Source organism: Streptomyces africanus (assembly GCF_030816955.1).
GTDB classification, from domain to species: domain Bacteria; phylum Actinomycetota; class Actinomycetes; order Streptomycetales; family Streptomycetaceae; genus Streptomyces; species Streptomyces africanus.
Genome location: NZ_JAUSYP010000001.1, coordinates 7,118,905 through 7,132,423 on the forward strand (window position 1 = coordinate 7,118,905; position 13,519 = coordinate 7,132,423).

12 protein-coding genes are annotated in these 13,519 nt (G+C 70.1%); 5 read left to right on the forward strand and 7 right to left on the reverse strand.

Annotated features, from left to right (window positions below; all coding sequences use genetic code 11):
* Nucleotides 1–12 precede the first annotated feature (12 nt).
* The 5 genes from QF034_RS32750 to QF034_RS32770 all read right to left on the reverse strand — a co-directional run bounded on the left by QF034_RS32750 (nt 13) and on the right by QF034_RS32770 (nt 5,536).
* Entirely contained in the window at nt 13–909 is an 897-nt protein-coding gene (locus QF034_RS32750) for a carbohydrate ABC transporter permease (RefSeq protein WP_370880897.1), read from the reverse strand.
* Nucleotides 906–1,871, reverse strand: a complete 966-nt coding sequence (locus QF034_RS32755) for a carbohydrate ABC transporter permease (protein ID WP_307178305.1) — start codon at nt 1,869–1,871, stop codon at nt 906–908. Before QF034_RS32755 ends, QF034_RS32750 begins: the two co-directional genes overlap by 4 nt.
* 20 nt (nt 1,872–1,891) lie before the next feature.
* Nucleotides 1,892–3,157: an ABC transporter substrate-binding protein gene (locus QF034_RS32760; RefSeq protein WP_307178306.1), complete on the reverse strand. Its 1,266-nt coding sequence runs from the start codon at nt 3,155–3,157 to the stop codon at nt 1,892–1,894.
* A 220-nt stretch (nt 3,158–3,377) separates the two neighbouring features.
* A complete protein-coding gene (locus tag QF034_RS32765) occupies nt 3,378–4,625 on the reverse strand; it encodes an ROK family transcriptional regulator (RefSeq protein ID WP_307178307.1) in 1,248 nt (415 codons plus the stop codon).
* A 191-nt stretch (nt 4,626–4,816) separates the two neighbouring features.
* Complete coding sequence (locus QF034_RS32770) at nt 4,817–5,536, reverse strand: ANTAR domain-containing protein (protein WP_307178308.1); 720 nt, start codon at nt 5,534–5,536, stop codon at nt 4,817–4,819.
* Nucleotides 5,537–5,672: 136 nt separating this feature from the next.
* Here QF034_RS32770 and QF034_RS32775 point away from each other — a divergent pair, with 136 nt between their 5' ends.
* Nucleotides 5,673–6,023: a helix-turn-helix transcriptional regulator gene (locus QF034_RS32775; protein WP_307178309.1), complete on the forward strand. Its 351-nt coding sequence runs from the start codon at nt 5,673–5,675 to the stop codon at nt 6,021–6,023.
* Between the two features lie 28 nt (nt 6,024–6,051).
* Here QF034_RS32775 and QF034_RS32780 read toward each other — a convergent pair whose 3' ends face one another.
* Nucleotides 6,052–7,308, reverse strand: a complete 1,257-nt coding sequence (locus QF034_RS32780; protein ID WP_307178310.1) for a D-arabinono-1,4-lactone oxidase — start codon at nt 7,306–7,308, stop codon at nt 6,052–6,054.
* Nucleotides 7,309–7,488: 180 nt separating this feature from the next.
* On the opposite strand from QF034_RS32780, the gene QF034_RS32785 reads away from it, so the two are divergent.
* Nucleotides 7,489–8,496: a hydroxyacid dehydrogenase gene (locus tag QF034_RS32785; protein WP_307178311.1), complete on the forward strand. Its 1,008-nt coding sequence runs from the start codon at nt 7,489–7,491 to the stop codon at nt 8,494–8,496.
* Nucleotides 8,497–8,614: 118 nt separating this feature from the next.
* Here the strand turns inward: QF034_RS32785 and QF034_RS32790 are convergent, their stop codons facing one another.
* On the reverse strand, nt 8,615–8,953 hold the full coding sequence (locus tag QF034_RS32790) for an inner-membrane translocator (protein ID WP_307178312.1): 339 nt from the start codon (nt 8,951–8,953) through the stop codon (nt 8,615–8,617).
* A 169-nt stretch (nt 8,954–9,122) separates the two neighbouring features.
* Between QF034_RS32790 and QF034_RS32795 the strand changes: the two genes are divergently transcribed.
* From QF034_RS32795 to rsgA, 3 genes are all read left to right on the forward strand, one after another.
* On the forward strand, nt 9,123–10,448 hold the full coding sequence (locus tag QF034_RS32795) for a radical SAM protein (RefSeq protein ID WP_086561523.1): 1,326 nt from the start codon (nt 9,123–9,125) through the stop codon (nt 10,446–10,448).
* A 235-nt stretch (nt 10,449–10,683) separates the two neighbouring features.
* On the forward strand, nt 10,684–12,183 hold the full coding sequence (locus QF034_RS32800; RefSeq protein ID WP_307178314.1) for a cellulose-binding domain-containing protein: 1,500 nt from the start codon (nt 10,684–10,686) through the stop codon (nt 12,181–12,183).
* 207 nt (nt 12,184–12,390) lie between these two features.
* Nucleotides 12,391–13,497, forward strand: a complete 1,107-nt coding sequence (gene rsgA, locus QF034_RS32805; RefSeq protein ID WP_307178315.1) for a ribosome small subunit-dependent GTPase A — start codon at nt 12,391–12,393, stop codon at nt 13,495–13,497.
* Nucleotides 13,498–13,519 lie beyond the last annotated feature (22 nt).

Genomic DNA, 13,519 nt, shown 5'->3' on the forward strand with positions numbered 1-13,519 from the left:
CGGTCTCCTAGCTCAGCCCTTGATGCCGGTCTGGGCGATCCCCTGCACCAGCCAGCGCTGGAGGAAGAGGAAGACGAACACCAGGGGCAGGATGGAAATGGCCGTGGCCATGAAGATCAGGTGGAAGACGACGGTCTGGTTGGTCATGTAGCTGGAGAGCGCGACCTGGACGGTCCACGAACTCGGGTCCTGGCCGATGACCAGGGGCCACAGGAAGGCGTTCCAGCCGTTGATGAAGGTGATGGTCGCCATCGCCGCGAAGAAGTTCAGTGAGTTGGGTACGACGACGCGCCAGTACGCACCCCAGTAGCCCAGTCCGTCCATGCGCGCCGCCTCCTCCAGCTCCTTGGGGAACCCCAGGAAGTACTGCCGGAAGAGGAAGCAGGTGAAACCACTGAACAGGCCCGGAATGATGAGACCCCGGTAGGTGTCCACCCAGCCGAGCGAGGAGACCAGCACGAAGCTCGGCACGAAGGTGACCGCGGTCGGAACCATCAGGGTGCCGAGGACGGCATAGAACACCTTGTTGGCGTGCTTGTACGGGATGCGTGCCAGACCGTAGCCCGCGAGAGAGCACACCAGCAGGACGCCGACGGTGTGCAGGGTGGCCACGACCGCGGAGTTCCACAGGGATTGGGCGAAGGGGACCGTCCCGTCGGTGAAAAGCTCGCTGATGTTGCCCCACTGGATGTCCGTGGGGAAGAACTTCCAGTTCTCTCCGGTGATCTCGGCGTCGGTGGAGAGGGCGTTGCGGACGAGGATGTAGAACGGGATCAGGAACAGGAAGGCGGCGACGCCCGTGGCGATGTAGAGGCCCGTGGAGTTCATCACCCCGCCGCTGCGCTTGACCCTGCTGGTCGTGTCCGACGTCGGCGCGGGCTTGCGCACCTTGGGCATGGTGGTGGTCACTTGGACTCGTCACCCCTTCCGAAGCCCATGATCTTGCCCTGGAGCAGGGTCACGGCACAGATCAGCACGGTCAGGATGAGCGCGCCCGCGCTGCCGGCGCCGTAGTCCTGGCTCTCGCCCAGGGCCTTGTAGTACAGCTCGACGAGGGGCGGGCGGCCCCACGTGGTCTTCGACAGCAGATTGAAGAACTCGTCGAAGGCCTGGTAGGCGGCGATGAGCAGCAGCAGGATCACCGCGGTGGACGTCGCGCGCAGCTGGGGCAGGGTGATGTACCGGAAGGTCTGCCAGCCCGGCTTGGCGCCGTCGATGGCGGCGGCCTCGTACAGCTCGTCCGGGATGTTCTGCAGCGCCGCGATGAACAGGATCATGTAGAAACCGGACTGCAGCCACAGCCGGGCGGTCACGATGACCAGCCAGTACCAGGGCGGGTTGGGGTCGATCAGCCAGGCAATGTTCTCGATGCCGAACCAGCCGAGGACCGTGTTCATCAGGCCGAAGCGGACACCGCTGAAGATGGACATCTTCCAGATCAGTGCCGCGGCGACATAGCTGACCGCGGTCGGCAGGAAGAAGACCGAACGGAAGAACGCCCGCATGAAGCGCATCCGGTTCACCAGCAGGGCGAGCCCCAGGGACAGAGCCCAGGTGGTGGGCACGATGAACGCGGCGAAGACGGTGAAGGTGCCGAGCGAGCCGACGAAGTCGTCGTTCGTCAGCATGTATGTGTAGTTGTCGAAGCCGACGAACTTGTCGGGCGTGACGGTGAAGCGGGCCTCGAAGAAGCTGAGCCACAGGCTCCAGAGGATCGGCGCGTAGACGAAGATCGCCAGGCCGATCAGGAACGGCCCGGTGAAGAGCCAGAAGTTGACGGTGGGGCTGCCCCGCAGACCCCGCCGCGGCTTGGCCGAAGAGGCCTGCGCCGAGGCGGGGCTCGCGAGGTCGAGCTTGGTGGTCGTCGACATGTCCTGTTCCGTCCTGCGACCTATCCGAACAGCTTCTTGAGCTCGCGGTTGACGGCTGCGTCGGCCTTGTCGAGAGCCTTCTCCGGATCCATGTTCTTGCGGACGGAGTTCGCGAAGACGTCCTCGAGGGCGGTGATCATGGCCTGGGTCCAGCCGATGTTGTCGAAGTGGCCGAACTCGTTGAAGAGCTTGACGCCTTCAGCGGCATTGCCCGACTTGAGCTTGTCGGCCGTCTTGGCGAGCGAGGTGCGGGGCGGGATGTGGAAGCCGTACGAGGTGGCCCAGTCCTCCTGGTACTCCTTCTGGTCGATCCACAGCCACTTCACGAACTCCTTGGCCGCGTCGACGTTCTTGCTCTTGGCGTTGACGAACATCGACCAGCCGCCGTTGTAGACCGACTGCTTGCCGGAGTCGACGGTCTTCGGGAAGGGGAAGACCCCCCAGTCGTCGCCGAGCGCGTCCTGGATGGCCGGCATCGCCCACATGCCGCAGAACTGGATGGCGCACAGGCCCTGGTTGAACGAGGAGGGGTCCCAGGACTCGGTCGGTGCGCCGAGGAGGAGGTCGCCGCTGGTGAACAGCTTGCGCATCTTCTTGATGCCCTCGATCACGCCGTCCGTGTGGTAGGCGATCTCGTTCTTCTCGTTGAGCGTGTCGGCACCCGCCGACCAGATCATCGGGTTGATGACCGAGTGCAGGTCGTTGCCCATGTACAGGCCCTTGACTTTGCCGGTGGTGAGCTTGGCGGCGGCCTCCATCAACTCGTCGAGCGTGGTCGGCACCTCGACCTTGGCCTTCTCGAGCATCGACTTGCGGTAGAAGAAGAACTGCGGGTCGTCGATCATCCGGACGCCGTAGATCTTCCCGTCGACCGTGTGCGACTTGATGTCGGCGGGGTTGAAGTCGTCCTTGACCGGCTCGACTATGTCGGTCAGATCCGCCACCTGGCCGCTCTTGACCATCTGGATCTGCGGGTGGAACTCGAAGAGGTCCGGCGCGTTCTTGGTGAGCAGGGCCGAGAAGAGCTTGCTCTCGAAGTCCGCGCTGGTGATCCACTGCGTGGTCACATTGGCGTCCTTGTACGCCTTCGCGTACCGCTTGATGGCCTGCTCGGTGCCTGCCTCGCCGTACGCGTGGAACATCTGCACCAGGTTGGTGCCCGAACCGGACCCACCGCCCCGTCCGGTGTTGCTGCCGCACGCGGCGAGTCCGCCGGCGGCGGCCAGGCCCATCGCGGCCCGCAGTACGTTGCGGCGGTCCCAGTTCATGTTGCTCGATGCCGACATGCTGACGTCCTTGTCTCGAGTGCGGCTGCGGCTCTGCGGCTCACTGCCTGATGGCTCACGGCCCGGGGGCCCGCGCCAGATGGCTCAAAGAGAGGTGCGGTGCGGGACGCTAGAGCTTCGGCTAAGGCTTCGGCAAGGGGTTGGACGAAGTCTGTTCGAAGCGTTGTGTTCGGTTCGTGATTTCGAACAAGCGGGGGAGGTGGAGGAGTTGCTTCCGCCGTTACGAGGGTGGAGCGGTGGTGCGGCTCCGCGCGCGGGTGGTGCGTGTGCCGTTCCGCTGCCCGACGACCTGGAGCGCCCCTTCGAGCGCGAACGTCGCCGCGCCCAGGCACACCGGGTCGGTGGGGATCGGGGAGAGGACGATCTCGGTGGCGGCCAGCGGCCGCGGCAGCGCGTGCCGGGCGACGGCCTCGCGCACCTCGTGCAGCAGCGGTTCGCCCAGGGTGCGGGCGACCCAGCTGCTCAGCACGACGATCTCGGGGTTGAACAGGTTCACCAGGTCGGCGACGCCGGCGCCCAGATAGCGCGCGGTCTCGTGAACGGCCCGGCGCGCCACCGGGTCGTCCGCCGCGACCCCGCGGGCCAGCGCGTCGATGGTCGCCGTCTGGTCGTCCGGGTGCAGCAGCGCGCTGTCGGGGCCGACCTCGCGCAGGTTCAGCATGATGCCGCGCGCGCCGACGTACGTCTCCACGCAGCCGTGGTTGCCGCAGCGGCACAGGCGTCCGTCCAGCACCATCGTGGTGTGGCCCCACTCGCCGGCGCTGTTGCTCACGCCGCGGTGCAGCCCGCCGCCCAGCACCAGCCCGGCGCCGACACCGGTCCCGAGGTTGACCACGACGGCGTTCCCCCGCCCGCGCGCGGCCCCGAACCACAGCTCGGCCACCGCGCTGGCCCGCAGCGGGTTGTCCAGGTACAGGGGATAGGCGATGTGCTCGGTGAGCAGGTCGAGCAGCGGTACGTCGTGCCAGTCCCAGTTGGGCGCGTACTCCGAGGTGCCGGTGGCGCGGTCCACCTGCCCCGGCACGCTCACTCCGACCCCGAGCACCCGGGCGCCCTCGATGCCGGCCTGGGTGACCACCGACCCGACGGCGGTGGCCACGTGCCCGACCACCTGCTCGGGCAGGCTCTCACTGGGGCGAACGTCCTCCTCGGCTCGGGCCAGGACGTTCAGCCCCAGGTCGAACAGCTCGACATGGACGTAGGTCTCGGCGATGTCGACGCCGATCAGCGCGCCCCCCGAGGAGTTGACCGCGACCAGGCCCCGGGGGCGGCCGCCGGCCGAGTCCTCGAAGCCGACCTCCGTGATCATGCGGAGGTCGAGCAGCTCGCCGACGAGTGTGGCGACCGTGGCGAGGCTGAGGCCGGTCGCGGCCGCCAGCTCCTGCCGGGAGGTCGGTGACTCGGCGATGATCTGGCGCAGCACCTCATAACGGTTCGCGGTGCGGATGTCACGTGACGTGCGCTTCACCGGGTGCCCATCCCTTCCCAGACCGGCTCGGGCCGGGTCGACGTCGGCACCGGCGCGGCGCAAGGCTATGGGCTGCCGGGACTTTCGACAAGGGGTTAGGAAAGGGGCTTTATAAAGTGCGCGCCTGGTGGGGGCCGGTGGTGGCCGGTTGGTGTCCTACGGCAGCCCACAGTACGTGCGCGGAGGTGGCGTCAGTCCCCGTCCTCCGCCGGTCCGCTCGCGGGGCATGCCGCGGCCCCGCTCCGGGGCGCCGTGCTCGCGACGGCCGCCGCGAGTTGCTGCTGCACCGGCTCGGGCAGCGTGCTGCCGTGCACGGTGCCCACCAGGTCCCGGGCCAGATGGTGCAGCTTGGTGTTGGTGTTCTGGGAGGTCCTGACCAGCACGCTCCAGGCCCTCTCGGGGCTCAGGCCGAAGGAGGCCATCAGGATGCCGCGGGCCAGGTCGATGGTCGGCCGGGTCTGCATGGCCCGCCGCAGCTGGGCGACTTCGGCGCGCAGTTCCCGGTCGTCGGCCGCCCCCGGGCCGGGCTCGCCGTCGACGGCGCCGCGTGCGCCGCCTTCCTGAGGGCCCGGCGCCGCGAACAGCTCCCGCGTGCCGGTCAGGTCGAGCAGGCGCTCGACCGCACGGCCGCTGGAGCGGACGGTGACCGTCTTGCCCTCGTCGAGGGCACGCAGCCGCAGGTCGAGAAGTACGTTGAGCCCGGAGCAGTCGCAGAACCCGATCGCGTCCAGACGCAGGTCGATGCCGCTGCCCGACAGCGCGAGGATGTCGTGCAGGTCCGGCAGCAGCCGCCGGCTGCCCAGATCGAGTTCACCCCAGACGGTGACGGTCATCCGGTCGCCGTCCGGCGTGACGTCCATGGTCGCCATGCAGGGCGGGATCGCCGTCACCGAGTGCGCAGGGTCCGGCATGGCCCCGTTCTCCCTTGTCTGTTCGCCGTGCCTCCGTGTTCCAGCGTTGCCCCTCTACCCCACACCCGTCAACCAATACATGAAACGCAGTACGTGTTTTTGAATGCGTGTACGCCTGGTCGGTAAAGTTGGGAGCATGGATGGAGTGCCCGAGCCACACACCGGATGGACGTTTCTCACCAATCATGCCCGGGTGCTGGCGGCCATCGCCGACAACCACAGCGCCCGTATCCGCGACATCGCGGCCCACTGCCGGCTCACGGAACGCGCCGTCCAGAAGATCATCGCCGATCTGGAGCAGGACGGTTACCTCTCCCACACCCGGGAGGGCCGCACCAACACGTACCGGATCGACCCCGGCAAGGTGCTGCGTCACCCCGCCGAGGCCGGCCTGACCGTGGCGTCGCTGCTCTCCCTGCTGGTCAAGGACGAGGTCGACCGCGCCACGACACCCGGCGACCGCAGCCGGCCGCACGCCACGACCTGACCCGCCCCGCACCCGCGACGCGGACCCGTTACGCCTCCCTCAGCACGTCCCGCACGAAGGCGTTGGCGAACGTCCCCTCCGGGTCCAACTCCCGCGCCAGCGCCCGGAAATCAGCGAGCCGCGGATACAGCCCGCGCAGGGCCGACGCGGGCACGGTGAACACCTTCCCCCAGTGCGGCCGCGCCCCGAACGGCTCCAGCGCCTCCTCGACCCGCCGCACCACCGGCAGTACCGCTGCTGTGTCCTCGATCCAGGTGAAGTGCGCCGCCACGGTGTCCCGGCCGTAGGAGGGGCTCAGCCACTGGTCGTCGCCGGCGACCGTGCGCACCTCGCAGGTCTGCAGGACGGGGGCGATGGTCTCCCGGATCGCGTCGAGCGCGTGCAGCATCTCGACGGCGTGCCCGCGCGGCAACAGGTACTCCGACTGCAACTCCGCCCCGCTGCTCGGGACGAACTCCGCCCGGAAGTGCGGCAGCCGCTCGTGCCACGGCCCCGGCACACCGAACTGCTCGGTGCAGTTGACCGCGGGCATCCCCGGCACGGGGTGCATCTTCTCGGTGGCGGAAGCGGCCCAGGGGAAGGCGGGCAGCGGCTGGTCGGAGCGCCGCTTGAGCCACACCTGCCTGAAGCCCGGCGCGCGCCAGTCGGTGAACAGGCTGACGCTGTACGCCGTCGCCATCACCGTCTCGAACGTGCCGGAGTCCAGCCCCGCGAAGGGCAGCTCGGTGAACACGTGCTGCTCGACCTCGAAAGTGGGTTCCAGGTCGAGGGTGAGCGCGGTGACGACGCCGAGCGCGCCGAGCGAGGTGACGGCCCCGCCGAACCGCTCCTCGTCCCGGCCTATCGTCACCGCCCCGCCGTCCGCCGTGACCAGTTCCACCTCGCGCACGGCCGCCGAGAGCGGGCCGTTGAGCACGCCCGAGCCATGGGTGCCGGTCGCGACCGACCCGGCCACCGAGATGTGCGGCAGGGACGCCATGTTGTGCAGTGCGAGGCCCTGCCCGTGCACCCGGCGGGCCAGCTCCGCGTAGCGCACGCCGCCGCCGACCCGGACCGTGCGGGCCGCCGTGTCGACGTCCACCTCCGGCGGCAGGTCGGCCAGCGACAGCAGGACGCCCTCGGCGCCCGGCTCGGCGATCTCGTTGAACGAGTGTCCGCTGCCCAGCACCCGCACCCGGTCGCTGTCCGCGACGAGCGCGCGCAGCGCGGTGAGCGAGCCCGGCCGGTGCAGTTCCTTGGCCGCGTAGGTGATGTTCCCCGCCCAGTTGGTCACGGTCCCGTTCATCGCGTCGTCCTTCCCCGAAATGGCGGGGAGCGGGAAAGCCCCCTGCCGGAACCTACCCCGACCCGTCGACCGTTGCCGCTGCCGCCCGGCTCGGTCTACCGTGGAGAGGCGGTAGAGAGCGTTTTCTACCGGTGTTCCGCACGAGCCGTCCCCAGCCCTCCGAGCCGGAAGGTCACCTCCTTGAGCCAGCGCCCCCAGGCACTGTTCGCCATGACCCCCGAGAACGTGCCGCAGGTCTTCCCGCCCGAGGTGCTGGACCGGCTGCGGGAGTCCGTGGACATCGATCCGGCGCTCGTGGTGCGGGACTTCGCCGACCCGGGCGTGCGCGACGCGCTGGCCCGGGCCGAGATCCTGGTGACCGGCTGGGGCTGCCCCCGGCTCGACGAGGCGGTCCTCGAGGCGGCTCCCCGGCTGCGCGCCGTGCTGCACTCGGCCGGCTCGGTCAAGTCCTTCGCCACCTTCGGGATCTGGCGGCGCGGCATCGCCGTCTCCTCGGCCGCCGCCGCCAACGCGCTGCCGGTCGCCGAGTACACCCTCGCCATGATCCTGCTCGCCGGGAAGGACGTCCTCGCCGCCCGCGACCGGATGCGCACCACCCGCACCTCCTCCGGCTGGGGCGTCGTCCCCGGCATCGGCAACTACGGCCGCCGCGTCGGTGTCATCGGTGCCTCCCGCATCGGCCGCCGAGTCCTCGAACTGCTGCGCCCCTTCGATCTGCGGCCCGCCCTCACCGACCCGTACGTCGACGAGCGGGAGGCCGCCGCGCTCGGCGTCCCCCTGCTGCCGCTGGACGACCTGCTGCGCACGTCCGACATCGTCACCGTCCACGCCCCCGAGACGCCCGAGACCCACCACCTGATCGGCCGCCGTGAACTGGCCCTGATGCCCGACGGGGCGGTGCTCGTCAACACCGCGCGCGGCGCCCTGGTCGACCACGACGCCCTCGTGGCGGAACTGCGCGCCGGGCGCCTGACCGCGATCCTCGACGTCACCGACCCCGAGCCGCTGCCCGCCGACTCGCCCCTCTACGACCTGCCCGGAGCCTTCGTCACCCCGCACCTCGCGGGCTCCCAGGGCAACGAGCTGGCCCGCCTCGGACTGACGGTCGCCGAGGAGGCGGAACGGCTGCTGACCGGGGGCGAACTGGCCTACGCGGTCGACCTCGCGGCACTGGAGCGCGAGGCCTAGGGGGTGCGACGAGTGGGGGCACCTCCCACGCCCTTAAGGCAGTGGGGGAGCGTGCCGGGCGCTGTGGGTGCTGTGCGGGACTTTCGAAACACCCCTAGACCCCTTGACCGTTCCTGGGTCAGGGCCATGACCCCAGCGCGTGGCCTGCGAGGACGATGCACAGCACCAGTTGGACCGCCCCGATGAAACGGTTCCCGACCCGCAGCAGCAGGACGCCCGTCACTCCCACTGTCAGGGCCAGGGCCCCGAAGGACAGCAGTGGTGCCCAGTCCGTGGGCGGCGGGCCGGCCGGGGGCTGCCCGGCGCCGGCGTCCATCCGGCCCAGCCCCCGTACCGCGAGCAGGAGGACGACCAGAAATCCGGCCGCGGCGTCCGCCACCAGCACGAGCAGCAGGAGACATCCCCCGGTGAGCGCATCGCTCCCGGCGGCGGGCTGCTTGTCGGCGCGTTCGGTCATGTCCCCATCGTCGTGCGGAACCCACCCCTCCACCCGGGTCGTCGCAGACTTGCAACCCGGGTGTGCTCATAAAGGACATTCGCCCGAGTCAGGGGGACCCGGTACCGGCCTCGCACACCCATGGGCATACCGTGAGGAGTCGTACGTCCGAGCCGGGAGGAGTAACGGGATGGGCAGCGGCAGCCGTACCGCGCTGGTCGAGGATCTGATGGAGCGATTCCCGCACGTCCCGCGGGAGGCCGTCTTCAAGGAGGACCTGCTCCGGGGCGGCGTGGCCTTCGACCCGTCCGCGCTCAGCGACAACGAGGGCGGCGAGGTCAAGCCGAAGTCGTACTTCATCTTCTCCTTCGACCACGGCACCCTGCCCGAGCTGGGCGAGGCCGCGCTGCGCCGGCCGCCGGAGGAGATCATCCTCACCGGCGGGCCGTACGACCTGCGCCGGACCGTCGTCTCGGTGCGGGTGAACCCGTCCTCGCCGTACCGCGTCGCCGCGAACGACGACGGCGTGCTCGGCCTCTACCTCGACGGCAAGCGGATCTCCGACGTCGGCGTGCCGCCGATGCCCGAGTACTACCGGCACACCCTCGCCAGCGGGAAGTCGGTCATGGAGGTCGCCCCGACCATCCAGTGGGGCTACCTGATCTACCTGACCGTCTTCCGGGTCTGCCAGTACTTCGGCGCCAAGGAGGAGTGCCAGTACTGCGACATCAACCACAACTGGCGCCAGCACAAGGCCGCCGGGCGCCCGTACACCGGGGTGAAGGACGTCGAGGAGGTCCTGGAGGCCCTGGAGATCATCGACCGTTACGACACGGCGAAGGCCTCCACCGCCTACACCCTCACCGGCGGCGCCATCACCAAGACGGTCTCGGGCCGCGACGAGGCCGACTTCTACGGCCACTACGCCAAGGCCATCGAGGAGCGCTTCCCGGGGCGGTGGATCGGCAAGGTCGTCGCCCAGGCGCTGCCGCGTGACGACGTGCAGCGGTTCAAGGACTACGGCGTGCAGATCTACCACCCCAACTACGAGGTGTGGGACGAGTACCTGTTCAAGATGTACTGCCCCGGCAAGGAGCGCTACGTCGGCCGCGACGAGTGGCACAAGCGCATCCTCGACTCGGCGGAGATCTTCGGGGCGCGCAACGTCATCCCCAACTTCGTGGCGGGTGTGGAGATGGCCGAGCCGTTCGGCTTCACCTCGGTCGACGAGGCCATCGCCTCCACCACCGAGGGCCTGCGCTTCTTCATGTCGCACGGCATCACGCCCCGCTTCACCACCTGGTGCCCGGAGCCCACCACGCCCCTCGGCAAGGCCAACCCGCAGGGCGCGCCGCTGGAGTACCACATCCGCCTGCTCCAGGCGTACCGGCAGACCATGGAGGACTTCGGCCTCTCCTCGCCCCCCGGCTACGGCCCGCCCGGCGCCGGCAACGCGGTCTTCTCCGTCAGCTCCTTCATGGACAGCCTCCCGGCGGACGAACCCACCGCCGTTTGATAACGCTTCGATGACGTCGTCCATCATGGGGGTACGGCGTTGAGTCACAGGGCGGCCGGGCACGTACGGCATACAAAGGCCGGAGCCGTGGGGGCCCGCCGCCCTGTGCTGACATCTGAACAGGGCGCTTGTCAGTTGTGTGGGTGGCGTGAAAAGCTCTGGCCCTGCCGCGAGGTTTCCCCCAACTCCATTGCCGAAGTGGTGAGTTGACCTCGCTCGTGGATGCAGGAGACTCATGCCCGACCTGCCGACCCCTCAGGACGCCGCCGAGGCCGCGCTGTTCTCCGAGTGCTGGGACGCGGTCCTCGCGTACGCCGATCTGTGCACGTCCGGCTCCACCGCCGCCGCGCAACTGGGCCGTGAGGCGTTCGCACACGGCACGCGCGAGGCCCGCGCCGCCGAGACCGGCCAGGCCAGAAGCGCCGGCCGCCGCGCCGCCCGGCTGCCCCGGATACCCCTGCTGCTGACCGCCGTACGCACCACGGCCGCGGCCTGGGAAGAGGAGGGGCAGGGCCACAAGCTCGACCCCGATCTGCGCCTGTGGCTCCACTCGGACAAGGCCGTCCGCTACACCGGCCCGCCCCTGACGCGCCCGCTCGCGCTGCGCGGCCTGCGCGACCTCCAGCAGGCCGACGCGGAACTGCTGTGGCTGGCCGAGGTGGAGGCGCTGCCGCTGTCCGTGGTCGCCCGCCGCCTGGGCCTCGATCCGGCGACCGCCGCCGACGAACTCCAGCAGGTGCGCACCCTGTTCCGGGACCGCTGCCACCGCAACCACCTCGACACCCCGATGGACGCCCAGTGCCGCAGCTACGCCCGGCTGCTGGACGCCGTCACCCGCTCCTCCGCCGCCGACGCCCCGGGCGACCTCTCCCGGCACCTCGCCACCTGCGTCCAGTGCGCCGAGGCCGCCGCCTGTCTGCGGCTGCACGGCGGCGGACTGCCCGGGGCGCTGGCCGGCGGGGTGATCGGCTGGGGCGGCCTCGCCTACCTGGAGCGCCGCCGCCGCGCCGCCGAGGTACGGCTCGGCGCCGGCCGGCCCGACGCGGCGGACAAGGCGCCGGGAGAACCGGAGGACGGGGAGCAGAAGGCGCGCGTCGCCCGCAACGGCCTCCTCGTCGCCGCCGTCCTGGTCTCCGTCCTCGCGCTCGGCGTCTCGATGATGCCCTTCGGCGATTCCGGCGGCGACCTCGGGGCACGCGGCGACGCCGGCCGTCAGCCGGTGGCCGACCCCAACCCCGACCCGCCCGTGCCGTCCGCCCCCGAGCTGCCCCCCGCGACCTCGAAGCCGGCCGGCAACGCCACCGAGAACACGGGGAAGTCGGAGAAGCCCCCCACCAGACCGGAGGGCAGGAACCGCCACACCGAACCGCAGGGCACCTCCTCTCCCACGGAGGACCGCGAGAGCGAGAGCGAGAGCCCCACCTGCCGGGTCGAGTACGACCTGGTCAACCAGTGGCCCGACGGCTTCCAGGCCACCGTCACCGTCACCAGCAGCAAGCCCCTCGACTCCTGGCGCGTGTCCTGGTCCTTCCGCGACGGCCAGCAGGTCGGCCAGATGTGGGACGCCTCCGTCTCCCAGGACGGCTCCCGGGTCACCGCCACCGCCGCCGACTACAACAAGTCGGTCCCCGCGGGCGGCGACCTGGCCTTCGGCTTCCTCGCCTCCTGGCGCGGCAAGAACTCCCCGCCGTACGACTTCACGCTGAACGGCCGGGACTGCGCGAAAAACAGTTGACGCGACGGTGTCGTGACGGGATAGCGTGACGGCGGTTCCACGAAGTGCCGGGGAATCACGAAGAGTCGAGGATCGAGGAGGTGTTGACCGATGGCTGTCATTGCGATGGGCGCTGCCCGCATCCAGGAATCCATCACGTCCACCTCCGTGGCCGCCGGCTGATCCGACCGACTGTCGGGCCGGGGGCCGACCTGGGAAGGGTCACCCTTGACTTCCAGCTCTGCTTCATCCGTTTCCTCCGCGCTCGCCCCCTACGGCTGGGACGACGCCTGGGCGGACGAGTTCACCCCCTACGACACCGAAGGACTGCTGCCCGGACGCGTGATCCGGGTCGACCGCGGGCAGTGCGACGTCGTCACCGCCGACGGGGTGCTGCGGGCCGACACCGCCTTCGTCACGCCGCACGACCCGATGCGGGTCGTCTGCACCGGCGACTGGGTCGCCGTCGAACCCGGCGGGAACCCGCGCTACGTCCGCGCGTACCTGCCGCGCCGCACCGCGTTCATCCGCTCCACCTCCTCCAAGCGGTCCGAGGGGCAGATCCTCGCGGCCAACGTCGACCACGCCATCGTGGCCGTGCCCCTTTCCGTCGAGCTCGACCTCGGCCGTATCGAACGGTTCCTCGCGCTCGCCTGGGAGTCCGGGGCGCAGCCCCTCGTCGTCCTCACCAAGGCCGACCTCGTGCCGGACGCCGTCACCGTCGCCCACCTCGTCCAGGACGTGGAGACCAGCGCGCCCGGCGTGCCGGTGGTGCCCGTCAGCGCCGTCGACGGTGCCGGGCTGGATGTGGTCGCGGCGATCGTCGCCGGGGGGACGTCCGTGCTGCTCGGGCAGTCCGGCGCGGGCAAGTCGACCCTCGCCAACGCGCTGCTCGGCGAGGACGTCATGACCGTCCAGGCCACCCGGGACGTCGACGGCAAGGGCCGGCACACCACGACCACCCGCAACCTGCTCGCGCTGCCTGCCGGGGGCGTTCTCATCGACACGCCCGGACTGCGGGGCGTCGGACTGTGGGACGCCGAGACCGGCGTCGGGCAGGTGTTCTCCGAGATCGAGGAACTGGCCGAGCGGTGCCGTTTCCACGACTGCGCCCACGAGGCCGAGCCAGGGTGTGCCGTGCTGGCCGCCGTCGAGGAGGGCGACCTGCCGGAGCGGCGGCTGCACAGCTACCGCAAGCTCCTGCGGGAGAACCAGCGCATCGTCGCCAAGACGGACGCCCGGCTCCGTGCGGAGATCCGCAAGGACTGGAAGCGCAAGGGGGCGATCGGACGGGCCGCGATGGAGGCGAAGCGCGGACCGCACTGGCGTTCCTAGCCGCCCGGCGTCCCGAGTGTCG